Source organism: Virgibacillus senegalensis (genome assembly GCF_000821245.2).
GTDB classification, from domain to species: Bacteria; Bacillota; Bacilli; order Bacillales; family Amphibacillaceae; genus Sediminibacillus; species Sediminibacillus senegalensis.
In genome coordinates this window covers 59,836-86,478 of record NZ_LN611422.1, presented here as the reverse complement: position 1 = coordinate 86,478, position 26,643 = coordinate 59,836, and the positions used below count along the sequence as shown (strand labels likewise).

The window sequence follows — 26,643 nt, the reverse complement described above, 5'->3', positions numbered from 1 at the left end:
GGATACATAACTATCTGCCATTAGAAAAGTTTCCCGTTCGTTATGTATACAGCTTTTCCACTTCCTTGGTACTTTCTTCAAATAGTTGTGTTGATAAGGATGATATGCGTTTATATTCAACTTCCAGCCAAGAATCTATGTTATCCACTAAATCATTATCAAAGATTAATCCGGATAACCTTTTAATAATAAGGTAAGAGGCAAATGAATGCGGGAAGGCTTCATCATTGCTGGCTTCCAATAAAAACTTCCTTAAAATAGAATGATTGGTACTATAAATGAGTTCGACTAATTTCGCTCGATACTCTAAATGTATCGGTTTTATTTTAGGAAAATGTGCTAAGTCATATAAATGTTGTGCTTCATGTTTTAGATAGAAAATTTGAAATGCTTCTCCATTTCTATCTTTATATCTTTTTGCATTACAATACAACTCACCGTCTTTTGCCCAACCACCCACAGTTTTCTGTTCACAGGTTGCAAAACTAATCCAACTTTCCAATAAAAAGTCAGACATCATATTCACTGTAACTCGCTGGATAGCAGCTGGAATCTCCACCTCATATTGCAATTTTTCCATTTTACCCCAAACATAAGGACCTCTAAACGGAGGGGTAACGCCTCCCAAAAAGAAGTAGCCTTTTACAAGGAAAACTTCAGAGAGCTTTTGCTCTATAGAATCTATGTTTACAGTGTCACCGATTTGTAAAATGTCGGCCAAGCTTTTTCTAAGTACAATCTCTGCGTTATCTTTTATTTTATGATTTAACAATACTGCACGAAAATAATGATGGTAAGCTACTATAACATTTTCAATCCACTTGTCATTGAATTGCTTATCCACGTTATATGCATCAGAAAAAAATCTATCATTCATGCATTTTTCCAGTCTGATCATGTCTTCCGTCTTAACTCGGATACTGTTTAGGTATTCCATCGCAGCTTTCACTTTTCCTTGAAGACACAGAGAATAAAATTTCTCCATACTATTCCTCCCTTCATAGTTTCATCTGAATATTCTTACGCTTTCTATTAAATTTAATTTAACATATAATTTCCATCTGCAGGAAAAAATATCTCGCTTCCGAGTTGCGAGATATCATGATGTATATCCTACTATCGCGTACTGTTACTTCCATCCCTGCTCTTCATGTCACTATCCAACCGTCTTTTAATTTTGGTTTTAGCCTCACCCTGTTACGGGCAGAATAACGTTATTCTCTCTTGCAAAGCTTTCAAAACTTTTTCCGGCATTTCTCTGATCTCGATATCCTCTCCTAGAAAAAGCAGCCAGTTTGTTATCTCCTTCACTTCTTCGGGCTGGTCAACGTTGATGAATGTCTTTAGTACTGCTGTCGTTTGGTAAGGATCTGTATAGGAAAGAGACATATCTAGTGGATGGTATTTTTTGAACTGGGCTATTGCTTCTGGCCCTAGAACAAGGACAAGATTTGCCGCTTCTCTCCGCTCGCTTAGTTTTAAGAAGATTACTTGCTCACTTAGCCTTTTTTCCATAGAGCAAGGTAGAATATCAATGATTCGGTCGACTGAAAAGATCTTCTTCTTTTCTTCTTTTAAGTCAAAGCCTTCAATCAGCCAAAGACTTTTTTCGTGGTAAAGGTGCAAAAGATAAATCGGGAAAGCTTTTGTCTCCTTTTCTTCTTTGAGGGTAATAACTAAATATCTGTCCCAAAGCAGCATTTGAAAGAGTTTTTCCACCATGGGATGGGGCAGGTCGGAAAGATCAAGCAAATCAGGGTGATGTGGATTGGTCCCTTCGAAAAGCAAAATTTGATTTAAAAAAATAAGATCATCCTGCTGACTTTCCGATATGAGACCGAGTAACTTTTCAGCTATCGATTGACGGCTCTTTAGATATGGAAGCTGCTGATTTCTTGTCGCCATAAAGGCAATGAAAAGCGCTTTAACTTCATCATCGGTAAAACGGATTTCGGGAAGGACAGAGTTATGCATGACAAAATATCCGCCATCCCTTCCAACCTCGGAGACAAGCGGCATGCCCATAGCTTCAATTTCCCGAATATCTCTAATAACTGTTGAACGTGATATGTTAAATTCCTGCATGATTTCAGAGATGGTAAAGCGACCACGGTTGTTGATAAACCGCATAATTAGATTAATTCGTTCAACTTTTTTCATCATGACCTCCTAAAAGTATCAATTTTTGATACTATTTAACGGTATTATATACCCATCAAGTGATGCAGACAATTAGCTTGAAAAAATCTTAAAAAAGGATGGCAAAAAGATGGCAGATTATATTTTAGAAGAAAAAGAAGGCTTTACCGTAATAGGTTTAGGAACGGAACTGAAGAGCGATTACAGGGACTTTGCCAGCTTGAGCAAAGAAAAAGCAGATTTTTGGCAGGAGGCAAGCCAAGATGGAAGACTGGATACGTTAAAATCCATCGCAGCAAATGACTACATTTTTGCCGTGAATGAAGCGGTGAATAACAAGATGATGCATTATGCCGGCGTCATGGCAAAGGAATCGGCATCTGTTCCAGAAGAAGCCAGAGTGATTGAATTTCCAGAGGGGGAATACCTGGTTGTCAAAGGGGAAGGAAAGACGGCTGACGAATTGAACAACCATGTTTCTGGAGTTGCCTTTGGGCAGGTCTTGCCAGAAGCAACCGATTTTGCTTATGTCGGAGGTCCAAATGCCACGGTTCAGATGGGGGAGCGAAACGGCACCGTTTTCGGTGAAATGTGGATTCCTGTGGTTAGGAAATAAAAAGATAAAAACTGTATCACCTCATACCAATTAATAAAACAGGAACGGTTGAAAATGTTTTATAGCATATGCGCCCAAGCATTCAAAACGCTCTAAAGCGGTATATCCGGGCTTCTATTCTAATTAGAAACAATAGATATTTTCAATGAAGTGGGTTGATTATTCAAGTATTAATTACCCTTTATATATTGTAAGACGATTTAAGTTGGCCAACGAAGATTCTCTTACAATGTTAAATTTAAAGGGGGATGTTGTTATGGGTCGCAGAATAGAGTATATTAGAAACCTCACTTTGTCCCGTGATAATCTATACAAAATTAAAAGGGCGCAATATGAAATTAGAATGCAAGGCTTCACTTATGTTGATGAGGGAAAACTTGTTAGTGGTCTAAACGCGTTTGCAACCGTATTATCGCTTGCCTTTATGTTACCGACTCCCGTCACCTTGGCAGCCGGGGTAATATCGGCTATGGGTAACATAGGAAATGACCGTGCTCTAGTTATTGAAGTATGCCGAAATGGCGAGGATTATTTACAACAACTCGAATATTTCTTCGATGACAATCCACAGTATGACCTTATAAGGGTTGATCTACCATTCCTCGAATTTGTTGACGAAGGGTTTAGAATTGTTCAAGGAAACGGAATGGTTACAGCGGTTCATACAGATGGTGGTTGGATATTATTATAACAAAATAAAAAGAAGCCAACCTATTTTGAAGTAACACGCCCTACCTTGTAGACGGGTTTATATATTATAATCCGTCTGCAAGGCGGGGCCTTTCTATTTCGTGAAATGTGAAGATACGGGATTGGATAAGGAGGTATAGAAAATATATAAGAAAACAACCGGAGTATGCGTAATGCACGCAGGTATCACTCCGATACCCCCTCTTTTATTCCTCCTGATTGCCAATCAAATCAATGATATAGTCATAATCGAATGTAGAATCAACAATTTTATAATATCCTTCTCCATTGAACCCGGCTATCGAAGAGCTAATATAAAGGACATCAGGGTCATCTATAAATAGGTCTGAAATAAATATTTCTCTTGATTGATCTAACTTTAGCATTCCTGTTATATAGGCCTCATTTTCTTTCTTAGCAAGCGCGTTTCGTGCATCCTTATCCTTTAACGGCTTTAATTTCAGATTGCTTAGATACTCCAAAATTAAATCACAAGTTTTCTGATCATGGCTCTTTGCATTGACTTTTTCACCGTCAGGGAGATTTTGTGTAATATGAAAGTCATCTGGGGATTCCGCTGCATACTCCTCTATAGGATTGAACGGGATCATATAATAAATGAAATGCTGATAAAGATATACGGACAGAAAAATGATACCTAACGCTAAGACAAAATACTTCATTTTTTTCATATAATCACCAGTTCCTTTCATCGAATCCTTACATTCCTGTCAAGTCCATTGCCCCAGTTAAAACACTATTCCCCTTTGTCTTTTTCTACTTAGGAAGATTTAGACTGCCACCATAAATAGCAATAAGATAACAATCATTTTAGCCATGATTTTAGCATACGAAATAACAGGAGTACATCACTTTTCATGACTCCTGTTATTCATGCTGCTATATCATACGTTACTTAATATCAACTTTAAAAAAGCCATGGGAAAATCCCATGGCTTTTATTCCTCATCGCATATTTTCATTAAAGTGTACGGTTTCTTTCAAGTCATTGTCTTCTTCAATGGAATCGTTGCTGGTCATCTTCTTCACGAATTCCTTCACTGTCTTCATACTCATGCCAGCCTCCCAATACTCTGCAATGTTTGGCGTCACTTTAACCAGCACGACATTCGGATCCTCGGCAGAGGTATTGAGCACTTTTCCGATGATCGGATTCCAATAATCTTTTTTCTTTTCCTCATCTTGGACAAATTCAGCAGTACCAGAGATCGATACGTAAGAATCATCTGCATACGCCAGATTGACTTCGGCATTCTGGCTGATATCGCGGAATTTATCCGTGTCTTTTTCGGTCAGAAACCAAATCTCCTCTTCATCAAATTGAACTTCCTGCGTCTGCATCGGCCGGGACATCAATTTACCATCCGGCGATACCGTGGTCAGCATCGCCACCTTTTCATCTTTGATCAGATCTTTTATCTTCTTAATCGTTTCCTGGTTATCTGATGCATGATTTGCCATTTCGATTACCTCCTTCTACTTTGTGGAGCTATCATTCGTCTCGTTCTCCCTTTTCTTTTTCCCGAAATCCAAACCATCTACACTTTGCTCACTTCTTTCAAAAAGCATCAATTTTATAACCGGGAGCTCTTCCACCTCTTGAAGCTCTGTTGTGGCCACCTGGTCAAACCGGCGAATGGCTGTAGCTTGTGAGGTACGGAACTGCGCAGCGGTATCCTTGAAGTTCATCCCCTGGATCACCCGAAGGCCAAGTGCCTGGTTCCACTCTTTTGAATGACGCTGATAACGGTCCACCATCGGATTGGCTTCTGCGAATCGTTTACCACAGGAACAGGCATAGCGTCGTTTGCGGTAAAACAAATAGGTGGTTCGTTCAAATACCTTTAAGTGCTGGATTTTCTGTATTCGGTAATCATGAACGCGGGAAGTCTGGTTACCACACGCCGGACAGGTTTGTGCCTGCCTGGGCATCTCCACCTCTATGTGGTAAGCTCCCTCCACCTCTTCTACTTTCTTGATAGAAACACTTTCTAATCCGGGTAATGTCATGTTAGAATGCATGTACACACAACTCCTATCTGCTTGTTTCTTAGTCAATTCAAGTGTAGTAGAGATAGGAGCTTGTGTGTATTTTTTATGCGGAATTTTTCTAAAACCCCAACAAATATTGTAGAGCCTTCTTTTCTATAAAGAGTTTTCTGTTACGAGTGTTTCATTTAGNGGTTCTACGTCAAATGTTGGGGTGGGAGAAATTTGCTCCTACTCCTTAACCCACTTGAAAGCCCCTGAATTCCTTCAGTTGATGATGTAATAACACTTTCGTTCTTAAGCGATCGTAACGACGAAACCCAAAAGCATTCCGTTTGATGACTTTCGTTTGGTTGTTCAATCCTTCAATAAACCCATTGCTATAATCGAGCGCAAAGCTATTCAGAATCTCTGTCTGCCAATTCTTCAAGGTGCCAATCGCTTGTAGATATTCTTCCATACCACTTTGCTTCACTCGGTCATAATACTGATACAATCGTTGTTTTACATAGCCAATATCGGTTTTCCCCATTGCTTTTGCCTCTTCAAACCAGCTGCGAAAAGCCTCTTTCAGCTTATAGGCGACTCGTAGTTCATCCGATAGATCGAGGTATCGGTTCAGATACCAGCGCTGCTTCTCGGTTAGTTCCTCCTGCTTCTTGTAAAAGATATGTTTCATCCGTTTACACTTTTTCCGGTCGTATTCATGGAAGTTCTTTTGGACTCGCCTGCGCACCTTTTCCAAAGCCCAATAAATATACCGACAAAAATGGAAACGATCGGCCACAATGATGGGGCTTCCCACCGCCTTCCGGACAGCTGACTTAAAACTATAGCTCATGTCCATGATGACCTTCCGGACATTACCCCCTTTTTCCCGAAGGTACTGCTTGACGGTTTTGACGGATCGATCAGGCAGGATATCTATTGGATTTCCGGTCTCTCCATCGCCAATGATGACCTGGTATTTCCCCGCATTGGTATCGCCTTTATATTCATCAATCGCAATCACTTCTGGAAGCTCTTCCACCTCTTGAAGTTCTGGTGTGGCCACCTGATCGAACCGGCGAATGGCTGTAGCTTGTGAGGTACGGAACTGCGCAGCGGTATCCTTGAAGTTCATCCCCTGGATCACCCGAAGGCCAAGTGCCTGGTTCCACTCTCTTGAATGACGCTGATAACGGTCCACCATCGGATTGGCTTCTGCGAATCGTTTACCACAGGAACAGGCATAGCGTCGTTTGCGGTAAAACAAATAGGTGGTTCGTTCAAATACCTTCAAGTGCTGGATTTTCTGTATTCGGTAATCATGAACGCGGGAAGTCTGGTTACCACACGCCGGACAGGTTTGTGCCTGCCTGGGCATCTCCACCTCCATGTGGTAAGCTCCCTCCACCTCGTCTACTTTCTTGATAGAAACACTTTCTAATCCGGGCAATGTCATGTTAGAATGCATGTACACACAACTCCTATCTGCTTGCTTGTTTCTTAGTCAATTCAAGTGTAGTAGAGATCGGAGCTTGTGTGTATTTTTTATGGGGAATTTTTCTAAAACCCCAACAAATATTGTAGAGCCCGTAAATATCAAATTGTATAAAAAAGACGGCTGGAAATATTCCAACCGTAATATATTCACTTCTATAAGCTCTCATAGAATCTTCTTATCTTTTGTGACATTAAATGTCTTCTTTCTTCTAAAAATAATTTATAATCCTGAAATCCCGCATTAAAAATAGACTCTGGTACACAATTCATTCTCATATTGTCCCTTAATTGTTCTGAATCATTAATCTCCCCTATCCTAAATTGCTTATCATCAATTTGAAGATTTACCTTTTCCATGTATTCATTGGGAGCTTGATCTTTAATTGCCAAATTTACAACTTGTTCAGTATATACATAATTTGCAATTTGGTTATATTCACCCCGGTTGTTAAAACCATTTTTTTGTAAGTATCTCTTCGGAAACAAGTGATGCACATCTCCTCTTTCTTCAATCACCTGCTGAACTGTTATTGACTTAGATAGAAAAGCATAATCTTTATCATATATCTGTGCCATCAAGAACAAATTAAAATATGGACTGCTAGTAACCGACGTATCCAAATTTGCAGTTAATATATTCTCCCAATATGCATCTGACAATTCCCCTGCTTCTACAGTTCCTACATAATCCATGGGATCTTCCTGTGATGCAAACCGCTTAATATCAAAGTCAAACATAGATTCAGCAGATCCAGAATATCTTTCCGTAAGAATAGATATCACTAGCCACTTACGTACAATTCTATTGATATCTGATCCGCTTATATTCCTCTCCCGTAATAATAAAAACAGTGCATAAGCAAAATTCAAAGCATTTTGTGATCTAATTAGCTTCGCATGTATTACCCCAGCTGACTTGATAATCATGATAAATCGCTTGAAATTTGTTTCATCTATAAACTTTAATACTCCATCATTTAACTCATAAAAGGAATTTTCAATAATTTCTTCTCTATACCCTCTTGTTTCAAAATCCCTTCCTGACAACAAGCTTACTAAGTTGGAAATTGGCCCACGTAGAAATTTAAAAGTAAAAGCTACACGCAATACATCTGAGTAGCTTGGCTCATAGATATTAGTATTGTAATCCTTGACCCATTTAATTTTGTTGAAATTATCAGTAGCCGAAAATTTCACATCATTATTTCTTATATTATCAAAGATAGCCGGACTCTTTATCAAATGTGAAAAGTAGTCTATCGTTTTTCTTATTAATGGCCCCTCAAACTTATCATTAACACTTATTTTTGACATGGCAAAATCAGCCTGGCTCAAATTTACCCCTGCTGAATTGATTCTAATAAAAATTTCTGTAACAGTTTCAATATCCAATGTGTGGGAAAGTTCAATGATACCAATAGAACTATGTTTGATTTGTATAAGTCTTTGGATTATTTCACTTAACTTATCTGGATCAACATCAGGATATTCATCACAATACTCTTTGATAAATTTGTAGGTGCTAAACCCTTCCTGAAATATCTTTGCGATATCAGGAATCCATTTTTTATCTTTCAAAATAGCAGAATTTTGAACCTCAAATTTTTCCTCCTGAGGATTGAATGCTATTTTTATCGGTTTCTTTTTGTAGTTGTTATCCACTACCTCTTGGCCAGAGATAGCTGCCATTAAAGCCGTAACTCGTTGCTGGCCATCAATCAATATTTTCTTTCCTTGAGAAACAGTTCCGTCTTTTAAGCGAGCATCGGGATTTTGCCAGGTGATAATATACCCAACTGGATAATCCTTATATAAAGAGTCTAATAAATCTCTTACCTTTGAAGCCTTCCAAACAAACGGTCGTTGTATTTCAGGAATTGCGACAATACCTTGCTCTATCCAGCTCAGTAATGTATTTACTGTACTATTATTAACATTATAGTTTGACATTTAACACACCCCTATAGTCTGTGTATCATTTTCGCTTTTACATATAAATTAACCTGTAAAGACATAACCCCCCCATATATTAACATAATATTGCAACAACTTTCATTTTTCGCCTTTTTTGCAAGCTGATAGTTTGTGTTTCTTAGCCATAATATGAATGAATATTGAGGGTTTTAAAGTTAAAAACAGTAAAAGTTTGTTGAGCTGTTATCCAAGCGAAAATAACGAAATCCTATGCGCTTTATGATTGTCTGTTCCTAATTTGAGTTCCAGTTCTAGAGGAAAAAAAGAGGGAGAGAATCTCTCTGCACTACTCTTCAGAGATTGAGGAAGAAATAAATGGCAAAGAGAAAGCGATTAAATTATTTAACAACAATAATCATGCATACAATAGTTAAAGGTGAGCTACTCCATTTCTATACTTTTTCACCTGGTCTAATTGCCGATCCTTTTTCCTTTTCCATCTTCTATTCCCTTTGACAATTTTTACATAAGATTTCACCATTAGTTTGTTCTATTAGCTTTTGTATTACCGTGTCAGCTCTCCCCATAGGAGCATTAGAAAATGAAGGGATTTCAGTATGAATAGTTACTTTTTCACCTGATGAGATCTTCTTGTTACAATTAGTGCAATGCACAGTAGTCTTAAACATTTATATCTTCCTCCTTAAATAGATAATATTCCAACAAGATTACTAGCATAAATATATTTTACCAAGTTTTGGTTAAAAAATAATCCTAAAATATAGTAAAAAAATGAAAAGGCAAGAAATTTTTAGGTGAAAAAGCATTTGGAAGTTCAATGAACAGACTTCTTAATATGAGCTATCATTTAGGGCAGCACTCTAATAATCCCCCACAAGTCTCTGTCCGATAAGTCAGATCCCTATACAAAAATAAAGCATCTTCATCATATGTTGAGCTACATTACATCCAAAATAAAGATTTAATGAACTTTCTAGTTTTCTCCACGGATCAGCTTCCCTCTTGCCTTTGCTCCTGTCACTGATGCGACAACCCGATTTAATATCTCCATTTTAGTAGCACTCTTATTTATGTGAACGTGAAGGACTTTAGCAAGATACATTAAATCCTTTTTTGTCCGGAGTAAGGGATGATTCAACAAAAATTCTTTTGCATCCTCCTGAATATTTATTTCTTTTAGTGCATTTGCGATCTGTATCACCGGCGTTTCTTCATTTTCAACCTTTTTACCATCTATCTTAAAATGGGAAGCTATTTTTTGATAAATAACCGCTTTTGTATCTTTGCTTAAAATGCCAATTCCCTCATGCCTGCAAAAAGCAATCAAATACTTTTTAACAGGCTTACCCATCGTAGTTTCTATCTCCTCCATGGTATGAGCTTCCTTTATTATTTTTTCTCTAACTAAAGCAAATTCGGGTCCAGATGAAGGTACATATTGAAGTGTTGCCTTTCCTGTTAAAAGGTTATGGTACTGTTCTTCACTCAGTCCCTTGATTACCCCATTCAGCATATCCAACATTTGTTCCATCTCTTTTTGTGACAAGATTAGCTCCCCCTTCAACTTAGGTTCGATAACATAAATATTTCATTCACCATTCCGTTCACTTCTTTACAAATCAATTCCTGCTGTTCGTTTTTTCGCTGCAACACTACCGGAATTCCACTCTCTGGAGCATGGGCAAATATTGTCTTGCTTTCTCTAAGAAAATTAGTAAAACAATGACGGTCTCTCTTTATCTGATTAATATAGTCACTTTGTGCGGAAATGGGTTGCTGATTACGGTAAGAAACCATGGTAAAAATAACACCTAGCATATGCGGGGAAATGGTAGAGGTATCTGGGTCATTTGATTGCCGGGAGTATTGATTGAATTTACGCTTCAGTTCCTCAACATGGCGGATTAACGTGTTTATACCAAGTGTAGATAAATAATCTGCTTTTGCCGGAACAATATAAAAATCACTGGCAACTATGGCATTTTGTGTTATGAGATTAAAGTTTGGTGGACAATCGATAATAATAACATCATATTCTCCTTTTATTTCATCCAGCTTGTTTTTTAAACGGGTCAACACCCTTAGATAATTACTTCTAATGGTCCGGTCAGTGTTGCCGCCTAATCTGCTTGATAGTTCCATATCTACATTAATTAATTCTAAATGGGAGCAAATTAAGTCAATCCTTCCACTTTCAGGATCGGTGTCCAGACGACTGTTTACCATTGGCGGAGAAATAATTAAGTCTTTGAGTGACATGTCTTCATCTTTATCTAAGTAGGCATCATACCAATGCTTTACCGTCCGTTCTAGTCGATCGAGGTTTTGCCATTGTTCAATGCTAATAAAAGATAAAGTCAGATTAGCCTGAGGGTCTAAATCCACCAACAGGACTTCCATACCTGTTTTTGCCATCTCGGCAGCAATATTTGCAGTTAAGGTTGTTTTTCCTACCCCGCCTTTATAATTCATCACAGAAATAACCGCCAAAACTTCCACTCCCTTCTTTAGTCATGCATTACATGTATATGTTAAAGGGATTGGATTTTTCAAGATTTCATAATAAATATCCAAATGTTCTTTAGCTCTCTTCTTGATTTTTGGACCAACACGCGAGGTCTTGAGATGTATAACACTCCAAGCTTTAACGTGCTATGATAGAATACCTCTAGGAGGGGTGAATATGAAAAAAACAGTAAAAGTAGTAGCAGCCATTATAGAAAATGAAAACAATGAAATCCTCTGTGCATTACGTTCTCCTGACATGTCGATTCCGAACATGTGGGAATTTCCGGGTGGAAAAGTAGAAGAAGGAGAAGATCTCTATACTGCGCTTGAAAGAGAAATTGAGGAGGAAATGAATGCCAGGGTAAAAGCAACTGAACTATTTAACGAAAATACACACGAATATGAAAAATTTATTATTAATTTAACTGCGATTAAATGCAACATGGTTAAAGGGACACTTACCCCTAATGAACACTCCAAATTGATTTGGCTGAAACGAGAAAATCTTGATTCACTAAAGTGGGCACCTGCTGATCTCCCCGCAGTTGAGAAGTTGAGAAACGAAAAAGTATAGCTGACTATTTTAGCAGCTATACTTTTTAATAAAATACCGGCCCTCAAAATATCAACATGTATTTATCTTTTCCCCATTCTCTTCTTTTTCATTATTGAAGTATAAACCCTCTCAGAAAACTTTCCTCCTGAAAACTAACCAATGTCTGTATGTTAAAAAAATCTAGATTTTCTTTAAAAAATGCTATTAATTTTTAAAAGGAAATACCGTTTTCCATTTTACAATAAATTAGTAAGCGCTTTCTCTAGAAAGGAGGCAAGTCTTCTAATTATTCACATTCCATCCTGTAGAGTTTTTCTTCACTAAAAAACCCAATGACATTATTAAACTAACTGCTAGTTAAACAACTACCATAGGGAAGCACGCTTACACCATTCACAATGAGAACGTACTACATGCTTTATCAACTTACGAAATCTTTCTTTACTACTTGTCAGTCATCTTAGCCTTTTCATGCACTTGATTTTACAGTAACTCAAGGAGGTTGAAACATGCTTAAAGGGTTGAAAAGAACAGTAAGTATTGCTTCCATCGCAGTTCTAATGCTTGGCCTACAGAGTCCAGTGATGGCAAGCAGTGCAAATCCTAACAACAATGGCAATGGTGAAGGACTAACGAAAGACAATGGACGAAAGTGGTCTGTAATTGAATCGGGGGAATTAAATTACATTACGAATAGGGGTGGCCCAACATTAGCTTATTCAACAGAATCAGGAGTTGATTATCTGATTCGGGGTGGATACGCTTTTAAAGACCTAAACAAGAATAATCGGTTGGATGATTATGAAGATTGGCGGTTGTCTGTTGAAGAACGTGCTACCGATTTAGCATCTAAAATGTCAGTAGAACAAATCTCTGGTCTAATGCTGTACAGTTCACACCAATCGATTAATTCCGCTGAATTAACTGAAGCACAAAGAAGTTATATTGTTAACGACAATCTGCGTCACGTTTTATTTACCAGTGTTGCAAGTCCTGAAACTGCTGCACAATGGAACAATAATGCTCAAGCACTCGCAGAAGGCTTAGGTTTAGGTATTCCATTAAATAACAGTTCCGATCCACGCCATGGTTCTGATTCAAGTGCAGAGTATAACGCCGGTGCGGGTGGAGACATATCGATGTGGCCAGAATCCATTGGGTTAGCTGCAACCTTTGATCCGAATATTGTTAAAGAATTTGGGGATATTGCTTCCAAGGAATATCGTGCACTGGGAATTTCAACGGCACTTTCTCCACAAATAGATATTGCAACAGACCCACGTTGGTACCGGTTCCCGGGAACGTTCGGCGAAGATCCTAACCTTGCCGCAGATATGGCTCGGGCTTATGCCGATGGCTTCCAAACATCCAGGGATGAAGATGAAATTGCGAATGCTTGGGGATTTAAAAGTGTTAACACAATGGCTAAACACTGGCCAGGCGGTGGATCAGGTGAAGCTGGGCGCGACGCACACTATCCGTTCGGAAAATACGCCGTTTATCCAGGTAACAACTTTGATGAACATCTAACTCCATTTTTAGAAGGGGCATTTGACTTAAGAGATGGTACTGGCTCCGTTTCTGCAATCATGCCTTACTACACCATTTCTTGGAATCAAGATACAAAATATGGGGAAAATGTTGGCAATTCATATAGTAAATATATGATCCAAGATCTGCTAAGAAATAAATATAATTATGATGGAGTAGTGACTACAGACTGGGGAATAACCGAAGATATTGGCTATGAAATTGAAGACATGGAGAAATTCGGTTACGGAACCTCTTGGGGAGTAGAACACCTTTCTGTTCCGGAACGATTCTATAAAGTTATTATGAATGGCGTGGATCAATTCGGTGGTGTTGATGAATCGGACGATATTATAGCCGCTTATCAAATTGGTGTTGAAGACCATGGCGAAGAATTTATGCGTAATCGTTTTGAGGATTCTGCAAAAAGATTGTTGAAAAATATTTTCCAGGTAGGATTATTTGAAAATCCTTATCTTAATATCGAAGAAACAGCTAATACTGTCGGAAATTCCGAATACATGGGAGCAGGTTTTGAAGCGCAACTCAAGTCGATTGTCATGCTTAAAAACAAAGATAACGTATTACCAATGAAAAACGAAACGAACGAAAAGCTAACAGCTTATGTACCGGAGCGTTGGTACCCTCCTGTAGAGTCCCGCTTTGGCGGAGGAACGACACCGGGTTACTATGAAATTCCATTTAATCTAGAGGTAGTAGAAAAATATTTTAATGTGACGAATGATCCTAATGAAGCAGACTTTGCATTAGTTGGAATCGAAAGTCCAGATGGAGGACTTGGCTATTCTGTTGAAGACCGCCTAAGTGGTGGAAATGGCTACTTGCCAATTAGCTTACAGTACGGAGAATATACGGCTGAATATGCTAGAGAAGAAAGCATAGCTGGTGGTCATCCAACAGAAGATTTCACCAACAGATCATACAAAGACAAAACCGTGACAGCTGCAAACACAAAAGATTTGGATCTCGTACTTGAAACGAAAGAGGAGATGGGAGACAAACCAGTAATTGTTTCAATCAACATGAGTACGCCGTCAGTACTTGCTGAATTTGAAAGCCAAGCGGATGCTATCCTTGTAAACTTTGGAGTACAAGACCAAGCTGTACTTGATATCGTTTCAGGCGCTGTTGAACCTTCAGGACTGCTGCCATTTCAAATGCCAGCTAATATGAAGACTGTAGAAGAACAATATGAAGATGTTCCACATGATATGGAAGTCCACGTTGATACGGAAGGAAATGCATACGACTTTACGTTTGGTTTAAATTGGGATGGAGTAATTAATGATTCCCGAGTAGAACAATATCAAAAGAAATAACAAATAAACACCAGGCACTCATAGCATATTCCCTATGAGTGTCTGGTGCATTTGCATCCCATGTAATTCAACTCTTTGGACGGAAAGTAAATTTTTTGCAGAACATATTTTCGGATTAAACTGCCCTTTATAAAAGGTATATAATTCTATTATTATTTACCCCAATGTTTAGGATTAATTAGCCAGGATAATGATAAACATATACTATTATAGGGAGATGTTCATAATGACTGATGTTTTAACAAAAGAACAAAGGCGAAAAAACATGCAGGCTATTAAGTCAAAATCTAAGTTAGAAGATAAAGTTACTAAAGAACTCTGGAGAAGGGGATACAGATTTCGAAAAAATACGAGGAACCTATTCGGAAAACCTGATATATCCATTAAAAAGTATAAAGTTGTAATATTTATAGACTCATGTTTCTGGCATAGTTGTCCTATACACGGAAACTCCCCTAAAACTAACAGCGAGTTCTGGATAAAAAAATTGAACCGGAACAGGGAAAGAGATGAAGAGGTAAATCGGTATTATTTTGCAAATAAATGAAATATACTTCGCGTATGGGAACATGAAATAAAACAAGAATTCGAGCAAACGATCAATAGAATAATTCATTTTATTGAAGACGCCGCCCGAATGGAAAGTGTCGATTTATGATAACCTATATAGCTTGTACACCATTAATCTTTTCAAATCTCATACTCATTTCAAGGATGGATTCTCCGATTACTTTTGCCAGACTAGGCGGGACTGCATTACCGATCTGACGATATTGATCGTTTCTTCCCCCCTGGAAGACGTATTCTTTCGGAAAAGACTGCAGTAGTTGGGCCTCATACGGAGTTAGTGTCCTTGGCTGTTCAGGGTGAATGAATTTCAATCCATCTTTCTCCATATGAGCCAAAATTGTATTGGAAGGTTTATTCCAGCTGTGTTTAACGTAAGTGTCCTTATGTTTATTCCTGCTATAAGGATAAAGAGAATCCAGAAACCGATCGTAATCATCTGACTCATGGTTCATAAAACGTGCCGAATTACTTCCTTGTTTTGTCTTTATAAAAATAATAATATCTCTAAAGTTATGTTCACGCGACTGATGATTACATAACTCTTGACTATCCCTGAATTGATTAACACTGTATTTCAAAATTAATTCATTATATTTCTCTATAAACTTCTTAAGATTATACATCTTGTAGGTTTTCTTATCTTTTATAAGTTCGTATTCTTCCTTTAAACTACTATATAATTCCATTACTCCTTCTGATTGCTTGCAGTGTACTTCTTTTATAGCTAAATCTTTAAGCATGTTCATAAAAGTTAACAGGCTTGCTTTGTAATTATTCTTAATCACATCTATATTTTTCAAACTATCCAGACGTGCAAAAGAAATTTTAGGTAACCTGACCGGTAGATCCGCAATAGCATCTTTCACTGTAAGAAAAGGTTTATCATCCCACCCATGCGTAGGATCGAGTCTTGGATTATCCATTCCCAAACGATTGGCAATAATGATGATCCTTTTTCTGTTTTGGGGTACCCCGTATTGGACAGCATTTAACACTTGAAATCGGTCAGAGATACTGTCTTGAATACCGGTTTTGTAGCCTTTGGACTCTAATTCATCACATATCAGCTCAATAACTTGGGCTTGTTTGTTATTGAGCTCCTGTGCTCCATCAACCTTCTTTGAAAGCATCCCTTCGACATTTTCAAATACAACAAAAACAGGCTTGATACGGTCTACTATTTCAAAGAAATGTTTGTATAATGTATTTCGTGGATCATCCTTTAACTTTTGACGCATCTCCGCGGTGCCTGATCTGGCCGGTCCGGCTAAGGAGAAAGTCTGGCAGGGAGGTCCACCTATCACCACATCAACGTCACTACAGGAGGTATAAATCTCCTCCTTTACCTCCGTCGTCGTTATATCTCCCTGTATCACTCTATCTTCCCCTATATGACTGCGCAATGTATCGCAGGCAGCCTGATCCAGTTCAACTGCCCTCAATATTTCAAAGTTAATATCAGGGTAACTTGCCTGTAAAAAGCCAGTGGAAAAGCCTCCTCCACCTGCAAATAAATCAAGTACTTTCAATGTTTTCATAGTTTACTTCCTTTAATTCTTTATACTATTATTTTACTGATTTATAGAGAATAAAACAAACAGGAGCGCCTCTCAGTCTTTAGTAAACTTTTTTCATTTCATTATTACGAAGCAATGACTGGTACTGTTTCCATATGGATCTGGTGACTTCATGATTTTCGATCACAACACCTGTTTCAATGTTCTTTTTAAATCCATGATAAGAAAAGTTAGCCGAAGTTAACAGCATTTTTTGCTGATCAATAATAACCAATTTCGCATGTAAACTCGCGTAATCTTCTTCCGGTGTTCCAATCCAGCTATAAATATTTAACAAGTAAGATTCTTTGTTCCAGTTACTCATGATTTCCCTATAGTTGCTCTCTTCATTGTTGACAATTAAATTTATCCGACACTTTCTCTCTGCCGCTTTTTCTATGCTTCCAAGCAGCTCACGAATTATTTCATACCTGAATGAAAAGTTATACCCCACAATAAAAATTTCATCTTTTGCCGAATCAATTAATTGTTTTACTGTTTCATAGGTTTTAAAGGGAGTTAAACTTCTGTCAAAAGCAGGTCCTGTCCACACCGGTATAATTCTTGGCTGGGAAGCAATCTGATATTTTGCCATCCTACGAGCTATCTCTAAAGCGTTAATCAAGTCGGAAGTTCTTAATTCCTTTTTATATACTTCTCCTAATATTTCGAACAGTAAATATTCTAAGTCAAAAGGAAAGTTAAGAACGGATTGGATTGAACCAATTCCGTTCTTAACATCTACTTTACTAAGTACATTTATAAGACGATCCAGCAGGTAGTCATCATAATTATGTGTGCATACAAAAACAAAATGAACAACTTTATCCTGTAACGTATTCAACTTTCAAAAAATTCCCTTCCATAGTTAGAAACTGTCTCTACAAGTAAAGAGCGATCCAGATAACGGTTTGATTTCTCACAGGAGGTCTCTGCAATAAGCATACAGCTATGACAAGCGGCACCATTGACATCTACAAGCTTTTCAACATCATGCTCTGCACACTGCGGGTCACCTGAACAGTATTTCGCTGCCGCTAATGCCCTTGCCAAGATAGACTCAAACTGGTCTCTCTTACTCAGTTCGACTAGTCCGCCAAGACTTCCTTCCGAGTCGACAGTGGAAGTATAAATAAGTATGCCAGCCATTTCGTTTTCCGCATCAGAATAAATCCGTTCTTTTAGTGCAGATGAAGAATAGCCGGAATGTAAGGTTAACTCTCTGATTAGGGCATGTGAAAGAGTATGAAGAAGTACATAGCGCAAGCCTTCAAAAGCAGGAATAGCATCTTCCGGCATATCTCGTTCTTTATATATTTTTTTATGGGCTGCTTCCATTGATTTTTCATAACTCGCATACTTATCTTCCCATAATTTCAATTTGTCTTCATTAATAGTCAGAAAAATTCCTTCCCCGTATGTTTCCACACCTGGCAACCAGCTTAATTTGTCGTTTGCACTTAAAGGTGCTAAGTCCACCTGATCGTTAGATGCATCACTTTCGTTTTCAGATTTCCTTGATAACCGGGTTGTGAGATCTGGTGATGGGTGAATACGGGTAAAACCTCTTAGTACCATCACTTCTTTTAACCGTTTTACTTTAATTAAGTTAGAAACAATACTTTTATATCTTTGCGGCACTTCTTCTTTTTCCACTTCAAAATCGATGTCTTCATAATTATGCGGTTGGGTAAGGAGCGCATTATACTCTGGTTTTTTTAAATCTACTTCTTGCTCCGTTCCATTCTTTAGCTTTTGAACAATGTTCCAGACTTTATCTAAACCAACTCTGTACACATCCGGATTTCTCTTATAAACTGTATCAAATACTGTTCTGTTACTAACTAGTTCATCATCTCCCATTTCAACTTTGCTTTTAACAAATTCATCAAGACTATCATCAGCTTGTGCGGGAATGACGATGGAACTTTCCAATGACGAAAAATAAATATTGGAAGCACCTCGGAGCAACAGTTCTTTCTCCTCCTCACAGCCTTTTGGATCTCTGTCCCTTAACCAAGGTCTGTTTCCACTACATCTCCCCAATAACTTGGTACTAACCAGTGCTTCATTAATGGATCTCTCTTCATTACATGTTTTACAGCTAACTACCAGATCCTTTAAAGAGCCTGTCTCACCCTTATCTTCCAAATACAGCTTGCATTTCTTTGAATCAAATTTTTCACCTTTATGGACATAAAACAACCAAGGGAAATCATCTATATGTCCTTTCTTACAAGCGGTAATAAAGCGAACAGGGTGCGTCTTAACCTTTGGGCAAGCTCCATTCGGGTTATCTGGGTTCTTACAGTAAAGGACTCCCTCCTCTTCAAAAAAGTCTCTTCCATTCCGTCTCCCCAGTTTCCGACAGGATGGACAGACATGATATTCCGGAAAACGGTATGCTGGAATAGTTCCAAACTCTTTGTCCCTGCTGAAAGGGATTGACTTTATTTGTTGAATTCGTAATTTCTTCCTGATTCTCGGTTCTTCAATAGTCTTAGCTTTTGAAACATCTATACTATCCCATTTATCTATTCCACCAATAATAACCGAATAGTCGGGCAGATCTACTATCGATCCCGGTCCGAATGTAGTAATTAACTGACTTGGCCTTAATTCTCCAACTTTGTTTCCCATGCTGCTCAATCCCTTCCAATATAAATACCGGCGGTTGGTTCTACATCTCTCATTGAATTCGGAGTTTTAAATGTACCCTCTTTTTCTTTCCCCCCTATCTGATACAGAAGGTTGGACTCACTCTCATTATCACGCTTAGATTTATAGTAATTAAGCTTGCTCTTACCTGCATCTTCCTCCCACTCCTCTAACAGCTTTTCTAAATGTTGAGATACAACCTCAGCAGGTATATTCATTTTTTCTACTCTGTTCAGAAAATTTTTAGTTATTTTTTTTGCTGCTTCATTTATCTTATCCACTCTTCCTGCATAACTATTGTCAGTCAGTTCTGCTTCATTCAGTCTCAACATAGAAACCAGAACAGCTGCTAAACCACGGTCTCTTGCACGGGATGCAAACGGAGTTACACTGATTGGTTCCACATACCGATACAGAGCGGAGTGATAGGCAAAAAACTCTTCATAATGAGAAATGTCTCTCGGTCGTGCCCAGTTATATGAAGTAATAACAAGACCAGGGAACTTCCGACCAACACGACTGGTAGACTGAATATATTCTGCAGTAGTTTTGGGCTGGCCATTTACTACCATTAATCCCAATCGGGAAACATCAACTCCGACTGATATCATGTTACTAGCCAGCAACACATCTACCGGGGCCACTTCCCCATTCTTATAATATTGCTGCTGAAGACGGGCCAACAGTTCTGGTATTTTCCCTGAATCAATACGGCTTGTTAACTCAGGGACATCCCTCTCCAACTCTCTTTTAGTAAACTGGTATTTGTCTTCTTCACTGAACTGTTTGCTAAGTGTATTAATCCGTGCAGGTACGTCATCCTCTATCAGACGGACAGCTCCACCTAATTCTCTTAAGCTATTGAAATATCCTACCAAAGTATAATAAGGATCTAGATTTTTTGAATCATAGTCTTTCCCCATCTCCGGAATGCTTGCCAGCAGATTGGCGTAAGCTCTCAGTTGGGCTGTTTTCATACTTCTACCCGGAGCAAATAATCCAACATACAACCTGCCCGGTACTTCTTCAACTGGCCTTTGCTTAGCAAAAAAAGAATCCTTATGGGAAAGGCCTGGACTTGGGAAAATTTGTGTTTTTCTCGTGTAAAGCCCTTCTATTTGCTTATCGGCATTCCGAATTGTAGCAGTAGAAGCTACTACTTTCGGGCCAATTTCTTTTCCATTAACTGTAACGGAGCAAAGATAATCAACTGCAGTTTCATATAATCCCACCATTGTTCCAAGAGGACCGGAAATAAGATGCAGCTCATCCTGAATAATTAAGTTTGGCGGATGAACCGGTGTGCTATCAGCAATATCCAGACTGCCTGCCACACTTCTAGCATTGTCTTTTTCTTCTTTGACCCCTCCATTTGACAGAAAACCCCACCCTTTCAGCTCACCTTTTACCTTACCAAATAAATTCTGGATCTCCGGCTGCCATGGCATACGGGCAAATTTATCCACCGTGCCAATAACCATATCTGGCAATAGGCGATATATTTCTTCATCGGTAACCAGAACAGGTAATCCTTCTCTATTTGAATTATTTCTGTGGAAGGAACAATCACTATCAGGACAGAATATCTGAACTCTTTTCTTTTTATCCTTGTATTTATAGGTACTTAGGAATGTTTTTGGCTTTTTATCATCCACAAGCTTTGTGCCACACCAAGGACAAGATACCAGTTGTACCGGTGTACCTTTAGACAGGTCAACATATTTATCTTTCAGCCCTCTGTTAATAGCGTCCGTCCTAGCTGCAATCAATTTCTTTGCATCTTCGTATTTATTAGGTACACTATTCTGACCAACCCACAATCCAATTCTGAAAGGAGTTTCTCCCCATATTTCCGGTGCTTCTCTCCTGATTTCCTCACAAGCACAGATCATTGCGGTAGCACGCTGAAACTGCTGAACAGTCAATAACCTTAAGGTATAGCGCATAATAACTGACACACCTACATCTGTCCGTAAGTCACTTGATTTCATTAACCTTCTGTAACCCAATGTAAAAGCGGTCAGACCAAGATATGCTTCTGTTTTCCCCCCACCAGTGGGGAACCATAATAAATCAGCAATTTTTCGATCTTTGGATGAAGGATCAATGATTCCTTCAATATTCTGTAGAAAGAAGGCAATTTGAAAAGGCCTCCATACCGATTTTACATTATCCGGAGATATTTTCTCCTCTGCAGCCAACGTGTGAGCCCGCTGACTGGCCATTACCCTGTTAGCAAATATAAAAGATTGAAAGGCTTTGTCATTTTGTGCTAACTGCAAAAGACCGTTACGCATTCTTTGTAAAGATTCCCGGCACTTACTCAAATGTTCTTCTGCAGTATCTCTATAATCCGTTATTGTGTTAACTTCCTTACTTCTTTCTTTTATCCATTTGTCATATTCATTTAGTAAAGGCATAAGTGCCTCTTCGACTTGGTTTGCGGTAGTCATTTTGCCTAGTTTATTCATATTCAATGTACCACCCTTCTTCCAGTCAGGTGGGATTACCATTGGTATTTCATGTGCTGGTATAATTTCTGTTTCCAGTTTTCCAGCTCTATCTGCCTTGTGATCAACATCATCCCAAGCTACGGCTATGCTGTGACCAACACCGTAAACAGACTCATTGCGATAAAGAAGCTCATTTGATTTGGTGTCATCATCCTGGAAGCCTTTTTCATTATTAGAAAAGGCACTTCTTACCATGATGGATTTAGCTAATTCACTTTTGACAACTATTTTTGGCTGGAAGACACACTTATGATCAATCTCGTGTTCATCTGTTTCCTGAGTATAACGGTTTACTAAAAACATACTAACTGCATAGCAATTCCGATACGGTCTTGCTATCCATTCAAGTCTTATTAATTCATTTACCTCTTCGTTATCCTTTGAATCTGCCCTTGTAACCCGCTTGAAACACTTTTCACCGATTTTATTACTTAAATCTATTTTAAATTTCTGCAACTCAAAAGGTATCCGCTTCCACTCCTTGTCGCTGTCTGGCTCATACATACCAAATTTAACATCTACTACCAAGTTTGACAGACTTTTATCTACTAGGAATGACATACCGACAGCTGAAGGATTCATAGCTTTTGCCAACGGAGCAATTGATTCTATAGATTCCTTGGCAGTATCCCTGCCATTATTGCTTTCATTCTCATCTTCCACAACAGCCAAGCCGGATTTCATTGGCCATAAAATTCCGGCTAAATATCTCTGTAAAGGTTTATTTTTAAGTGTTTCATGCTCTGTCTCTGGCCCGATTAAGTCAAAACGCAGACGATTTAGCAGTTCTTCCCTGACATCTTTAGCAGAAGTCTTCATTGTGACACCCCTTCATTCTTGTTTCCATTATTTCCAACACCATTTTAACAATTTATCGAACATATATGTTAATAAATTACAAAATTTGATAGAATACTAGTAATTAAATACCAAAACCTTTCATAAAAAGGACGTTATCTATGAGTAAAATACTGGAATACTTAAATATAGAACAACAGCAGGCTGTTACCTACAAAGGAAAATACCTGCAAATAAATGCCGGGCCAGGAACTGGAAAGACGACTACACTGGCAGCAAAAATTCTTTACACACAGAGTGAACTTGGCGCAGATACAGACAAAATTCTTGGTATCTCTTTTTCCAGATCGGCAAAGAGTCAACTGTTAAATAAACTGGAAGAGTTTTCAGATCAAGTTGGCTTTGGTGGCAAACCTGCCATTTTAACCTTCCACAGCCTTGCCCATCGTATTATTAAGTATGGCATTCACTGTAGTGAATCACGGTTCCGTTCCGGATTTCAAAGAATAAACACGGAAGACTTTCTCAGCCTTGAACCTTCTCTGCTAAAAGGTCTGTGCATTGACTATGCGGATCGTACAGTTGTAAATAAAGTACTCTCACAAGCCTACAACCTTATCAGACAGGGTAACTGGTTTCAGAGTAACCCGATAGAGTATTACGATGATATTGATCTGTCGAAACCCTATCCTGTAACCACCTATGAGTACGGTCGTATCCTAATAAAAGGAAACGATCTTAAAAAGTTCTGGAAACGGATTAGTAAAATCGAAAAGCTTAAAAATGTAACAGATTTCCAGGGAATGATAACCGAAGCAATCAGACTGCTGCAATTACGGAACCAAACATATAATGCAGTATCTTCCCAGTATCATTATATATTTGTGGATGAATACCAGGATACCTCTATCGCTCAGGAAAAACTGCTTCTTTCTATGATTGATACCTCTCATTCTGTCACAGTAGTGGGAGATAAAAATCAAACGATTTATACGTTTAATGGATCTAACAGTGAAAATTTAAACCGATTTAATGAGCATTTCAGCAAAGTAGATAGAAAAAGCGTCAAACAAATAGACCTGATACAGAACTACCGTTCAACAGGAGAAGTAATTACACTTGCTAATGATTTTATCCGAGAAAAGAATATAGTATCTTATGATGCCCGGACAGGCTTTAAACCCGCAGTAGTGGAAACTCATTCAATTGATCTGGCTGCCAGCTACGTATCTAATACTATCAAAGAACTCGTTGATAACGGAGAATATGCTCCCTCTGATATATGTATTCTTTATCGTAAGAATTCAGCGTACTCCCCTCAGGGTGATAAAGTAATTGAGCATTTGGAAAATTTAAATATTGCCTATACAAGGAAGCATCCACAGAACCAGAAAAGCAGGTCATTGACTGCACTGGTAACCGACTTGGAAAATGAATATGAAGACGAACCACTCGATGAAGTGGTAGCCAAACTTATGGAAAAGGATGCAGATAAGACTGTCCTTATTTTTGTAAAAGATGCTATGTCCCAAGGTGCTGTCGAGGTAGATGACCTGATGGACTATGCGATTGAATTAGAGGAAGAAGTACCTGATATGGAAGATAAGGGAGTCATTCTCAAAACAGTTCATGATGCAAAAGGACTAGAGTATCCGGTTGTCTTTATCCTGTATCTAGGTGATCGGGAATTTCCTCACAGCAGTCAGCCCGACATAGACGAAGAAATCCGGTTATTTTACGTTGGTCTGACAAGAGCACAGAATCGGTTATATATTGTTGGAGAAAAAGGGATTCACCAAGAGAGCTTTTTAGACAACTGCCTCCATTCCAATGTGGAGCATATCCACTACCACAGTTCCCGGTTTGAAGAGAAAAACGATGGTTTTACTAGCAGAGACAAAAACTTAATTAATGAAACAACTAAGCAGCTGAAAGATGCTGAAGAGAAAGAGCAACAGGGACTAAAAGATTTAATGGATCTTTTTTAATCCACAAGGAGGAATACCTATGACAACTCAGTCAGTCGAATTAACAAAAGCACAGCAAAAATGTGTCACATTTAAACCAAAAGGAGATCTGTTAATCCAAGGAATACCCGGCAGTGGCAAATCTACTATTCTGTTAGCCAGGGCTCACCATTTATCCAAAACCCAGCCTGACGACAGTCTGCTTGTTCTAACTTTCAACAGAGCATTAACAAATTACATTAAACAGCTGTCTGTTAAACTGAATTCCACTCCCCTGGAAGCAAAAACGTTTCATCAATGGGGCCAGGAATTATTAAAAGAAACTGATTACCCTCATACACGTTTGATTTTAGGAGACCAGAGGGAGAATACCATACGATTTGCAAAAAACATTGTAAACAAGCAGAGTAAAGATGCTGAGTTCCCTCACATAAAAGCTGGTAATTCAAAAGGAGACAGGAGTCTGCTAAAATTTCTGGGCGATGAAATTGAATGGATTAAGGGTGCCGGGATAACATCAAGAGAAGACTACCTTAACGCTAAAAGAGCTGGAAGAGGCAGTGATATTAGGGTTACCCAAAAAAACCGGCAAACCATTTATGATGTTCTTGAAAAATATAATGAACTGTTACACAATCATCCAAAACACCAGGGAATAGACGGAGATGATCTGGCTCGTGTTCTGGTTGAAAAAGCAGATCAAATTCCAGATGACCTGAGACCGGATCATATCCTTGTTGATGAAGCACAAGATTTTCATACAATGCAATTAAAAGCTATCAGTTCAGTCAGTAAAAAAAGCCTGACAATAGGTGCTGACAAGGGGCAGCAAATCTATCGTCGTACATTTACATGGAAACAGGCTGGTATTGACGTTATCGGTGGACGAAGCCGTCTGCTAAAACAAACTTTCCGGTCCACAAAACAGATTGTCCAACTGGCCAATGATTTCCAGGAAAAAGACACGTTGTATGTAAAGGACAAAGATTATCATAAAGCTGCTGTTCCGGAAATAACCGGAAAAGTTCCTCAGGTTTCTTTCTGTAACGACCAAAATGAGGAAGAGCAAAGTATTTTAGATCATGTAAAGACTATCCGGAGTTCATTTTCTGAAGATACAATTGGAATCATTGCTACCAGTCATAATAAATTGGATGCATTAGATGAGTTATTAAAAGCTAAAGGGTTCCCAGTCTATAAAATAAAAGAAAATGAAGCTGATATGGTTTCACCAGGAGTAAAATTAGTAACTTATCAATCTTCTAAGGGCCTGGAATTTGATCATGTTATTATCACTGATCTTAAAGAGGGTAAGATGCCATTCAGAACTCCTGTAGGTGAAGATGAGGAAGAATTTTTATCACGGGAACGCAAAAAGTTATATGTAGCCATGACACGGGCTAAAAAGACTTTAATGCTAGTGACCCGGAAGAAATATTCTTCATTTATTGATGATTTGAATACTGCCTATTATGAGGAAAATAAAATAAAGCAACTCCCTTGAAAAAAGGGAGTTGCTTTATTTTATTTCTTTTTTTAAAATTTTTAGAGATACTGCCGAGTTCTGCCATTGAGAGAATGATGGCAGTCTTTCTGTATTTCCGACACATTATCGTATTTGGCTTCAAATACACTAAGAAAAGTACTCCTGTTTTTTCTTGGTAAATTTCTCACTTCTCATACTGTAAAATTGGGTTTAGTTAATCGTTTAATTATAGTGCGGAAATACCTACCAGCGTAAAAATGCTTATAATTGTTATTTATCAGGGAAA

At 38.4% G+C, this 26,643-nt stretch carries 18 protein-coding genes and 2 pseudogenes; 7 read left to right on the top strand and 13 right to left on the bottom strand.

All coding sequences use genetic code 11. The annotated features are described in order from the left end of the window. Positions 1–40: 40 nt before the first annotated feature. Together BN1067_RS00815 and BN1067_RS00810 are read right to left on the bottom strand one after the other, a co-directional pair. On the bottom strand, positions 41–985 hold the full coding sequence (locus tag BN1067_RS00815; protein ID WP_053217038.1) for a hypothetical protein: 945 nt from the start codon (positions 983–985) through the stop codon (positions 41–43). 212 nt (positions 986–1,197) lie between these two features. Continuing rightward, on the bottom strand, positions 1,198–2,160 hold the full coding sequence (locus BN1067_RS00810; RefSeq protein WP_053217037.1) for a helix-turn-helix transcriptional regulator: 963 nt from the start codon (positions 2,158–2,160) through the stop codon (positions 1,198–1,200). 109 nt (positions 2,161–2,269) lie between these two features. On the opposite strand from BN1067_RS00810, the gene BN1067_RS00805 reads away from it, so the two are divergent. Next, positions 2,270–2,755, top strand: a complete 486-nt coding sequence (locus BN1067_RS00805) for a GyrI-like domain-containing protein (RefSeq protein WP_053217036.1) — start codon at positions 2,270–2,272, stop codon at positions 2,753–2,755. Between the two features lie 256 nt (positions 2,756–3,011). Further along, positions 3,012–3,446 (top strand): hypothetical protein, encoded by a 435-nt coding sequence (locus BN1067_RS00800; protein ID WP_053217035.1) that lies wholly within the window; start codon positions 3,012–3,014, stop codon positions 3,444–3,446. A 205-nt stretch (positions 3,447–3,651) separates the two neighbouring features. On the opposite strand, the gene BN1067_RS00795 is transcribed toward BN1067_RS00800, so the two are convergent. The 7 genes and pseudogenes from BN1067_RS00795 to BN1067_RS00760 form a co-directional block, all read right to left on the bottom strand. Further along, positions 3,652–4,158 carry a hypothetical protein gene (locus BN1067_RS00795; protein ID WP_053217034.1) on the bottom strand — a complete coding sequence of 169 codons (507 nt, stop codon included), beginning with the start codon at positions 4,156–4,158 and terminating at the stop codon, positions 3,652–3,654. A gap of 253 nt (positions 4,159–4,411) precedes the next feature. Then, positions 4,412–4,927, bottom strand: a complete 516-nt coding sequence (locus BN1067_RS00790) for a pyridoxamine 5'-phosphate oxidase family protein (RefSeq protein WP_053217033.1) — start codon at positions 4,925–4,927, stop codon at positions 4,412–4,414. 114 nt (positions 4,928–5,041) lie between these two features. After that, positions 5,042–5,494, bottom strand: a pseudogene (locus tag BN1067_RS00785) (transposase family protein); the annotation flags it as partial. 199 nt (positions 5,495–5,693) lie between these two features. Beyond that, positions 5,694–6,917 (bottom strand): ISL3 family transposase, encoded by a 1,224-nt coding sequence (locus BN1067_RS00780; RefSeq protein ID WP_110943234.1) that lies wholly within the window; start codon positions 6,915–6,917, stop codon positions 5,694–5,696. Between the two features lie 176 nt (positions 6,918–7,093). Beyond that, positions 7,094–8,890: a GmrSD restriction endonuclease domain-containing protein gene (locus BN1067_RS00775; protein ID WP_053217031.1), complete on the bottom strand. Its 1,797-nt coding sequence runs from the start codon at positions 8,888–8,890 to the stop codon at positions 7,094–7,096. Between the two features lie 958 nt (positions 8,891–9,848). Beyond that, on the bottom strand, positions 9,849–10,421 hold the full coding sequence (locus BN1067_RS00765) for a hypothetical protein (protein ID WP_053217029.1): 573 nt from the start codon (positions 10,419–10,421) through the stop codon (positions 9,849–9,851). A 14-nt stretch (positions 10,422–10,435) separates the two neighbouring features. Continuing rightward, positions 10,436–11,374: a ParA family protein gene (locus BN1067_RS00760; protein ID WP_407701339.1), complete on the bottom strand. Its 939-nt coding sequence runs from the start codon at positions 11,372–11,374 to the stop codon at positions 10,436–10,438. Between the two features lie 184 nt (positions 11,375–11,558). Between BN1067_RS00760 and BN1067_RS00755 the strand changes: the two genes are divergently transcribed. The 3 genes and pseudogenes from BN1067_RS00755 (at position 11,559) to BN1067_RS00745 (ending at position 15,467) form a co-directional block, all read left to right on the top strand. Then, a complete protein-coding gene (locus BN1067_RS00755; protein WP_053217027.1) occupies positions 11,559–11,957 on the top strand; it encodes a (deoxy)nucleoside triphosphate pyrophosphohydrolase in 399 nt (132 codons plus the stop codon). A 491-nt stretch (positions 11,958–12,448) separates the two neighbouring features. After that, on the top strand, positions 12,449–14,809 hold the full coding sequence (locus BN1067_RS00750; protein WP_234400598.1) for a glycoside hydrolase family 3 protein: 2,361 nt from the start codon (positions 12,449–12,451) through the stop codon (positions 14,807–14,809). A gap of 226 nt (positions 14,810–15,035) precedes the next feature. Then, positions 15,036–15,467, top strand: a pseudogene (locus BN1067_RS00745) (very short patch repair endonuclease). Positions 15,468–15,471: 4 nt separating this feature from the next. Here the strand turns inward: BN1067_RS00745 and BN1067_RS00740 are convergent. The 4 genes from BN1067_RS00740 to drmA form a co-directional block, all read right to left on the bottom strand. Beyond that, positions 15,472–16,917: a DNA cytosine methyltransferase gene (locus BN1067_RS00740; RefSeq protein ID WP_053217026.1), complete on the bottom strand. Its 1,446-nt coding sequence runs from the start codon at positions 16,915–16,917 to the stop codon at positions 15,472–15,474. 79 nt (positions 16,918–16,996) lie between these two features. Next, on the bottom strand, positions 16,997–17,779 hold the full coding sequence (locus tag BN1067_RS00735; protein ID WP_053217025.1) for a phospholipase D-like domain-containing protein: 783 nt from the start codon (positions 17,777–17,779) through the stop codon (positions 16,997–16,999). Next, positions 17,776–19,575, bottom strand: coding sequence for a DUF1998 domain-containing protein (drmB, locus tag BN1067_RS00730; RefSeq protein WP_053217024.1), 1,800 nt, complete (start codon positions 19,573–19,575; stop codon positions 17,776–17,778). The genes BN1067_RS00735 and drmB overlap by 4 nt, the downstream gene beginning before the upstream one ends. A gap of 5 nt (positions 19,576–19,580) precedes the next feature. Next, on the bottom strand, positions 19,581–22,925 hold the full coding sequence (gene drmA / locus BN1067_RS00725; protein WP_053217023.1) for a DISARM system helicase DrmA: 3,345 nt from the start codon (positions 22,923–22,925) through the stop codon (positions 19,581–19,583). A gap of 140 nt (positions 22,926–23,065) precedes the next feature. Here drmA and BN1067_RS00720 point away from each other — a divergent pair, with 140 nt between their 5' ends. Beyond that, positions 23,066–24,892, top strand: a complete 1,827-nt coding sequence (locus BN1067_RS00720) for an ATP-dependent helicase (RefSeq protein WP_053217022.1) — start codon at positions 23,066–23,068, stop codon at positions 24,890–24,892. 19 nt (positions 24,893–24,911) lie between these two features. Beyond that, the gene (locus tag BN1067_RS00715) at positions 24,912–26,375 is read left to right on the top strand and encodes a 3'-5' exonuclease (RefSeq protein ID WP_053217021.1); all 1,464 of its coding nucleotides are present in this window, start codon (positions 24,912–24,914) and stop codon (positions 26,373–26,375) included. Positions 26,376–26,643: the final 268 nt, after the last annotated feature.

Coding starts and splice junctions, on each gene's coding strand:
- BN1067_RS00815 (WP_053217038.1), bottom strand. CDS start 985: ATGGAGAAATTTTATTCTCTGTGTCTTCAAGGAAAAGTGAAAGCTGCG.
- BN1067_RS00810 (WP_053217037.1), bottom strand. CDS start 2,160: ATGAAAAAAGTTGAACGAATTAATCTAATTATGCGGTTTATCAACAAC.
- BN1067_RS00805 (WP_053217036.1), top strand. CDS start 2,270: ATGGCAGATTATATTTTAGAAGAAAAAGAAGGCTTTACCGTAATAGGT.
- BN1067_RS00800 (WP_053217035.1), top strand. CDS start 3,012: ATGGGTCGCAGAATAGAGTATATTAGAAACCTCACTTTGTCCCGTGAT.
- BN1067_RS00795 (WP_053217034.1), bottom strand. CDS start 4,158: ATGAAAGGAACTGGTGATTATATGAAAAAAATGAAGTATTTTGTCTTA.
- BN1067_RS00790 (WP_053217033.1), bottom strand. CDS start 4,927: ATGGCAAATCATGCATCAGATAACCAGGAAACGATTAAGAAGATAAAA.
- BN1067_RS00775 (WP_053217031.1), bottom strand. CDS start 8,890: ATGTCAAACTATAATGTTAATAATAGTACAGTAAATACATTACTGAGC.
- BN1067_RS00755 (WP_053217027.1), top strand. CDS start 11,559: ATGAAAAAAACAGTAAAAGTAGTAGCAGCCATTATAGAAAATGAAAAC.
- BN1067_RS00750 (WP_234400598.1), top strand. CDS start 12,449: ATGCTTAAAGGGTTGAAAAGAACAGTAAGTATTGCTTCCATCGCAGTT.
- BN1067_RS00740 (WP_053217026.1), bottom strand. CDS start 16,917: ATGAAAACATTGAAAGTACTTGATTTATTTGCAGGTGGAGGAGGCTTT.
- drmB (WP_053217024.1), bottom strand. CDS start 19,575: ATGGGAAACAAAGTTGGAGAATTAAGGCCAAGTCAGTTAATTACTACA.
- drmA (WP_053217023.1), bottom strand. CDS start 22,925: ATGAAGACTTCTGCTAAAGATGTCAGGGAAGAACTGCTAAATCGTCTG.
- BN1067_RS00720 (WP_053217022.1), top strand. CDS start 23,066: ATGAGTAAAATACTGGAATACTTAAATATAGAACAACAGCAGGCTGTT.
- BN1067_RS00715 (WP_053217021.1), top strand. CDS start 24,912: ATGACAACTCAGTCAGTCGAATTAACAAAAGCACAGCAAAAATGTGTC.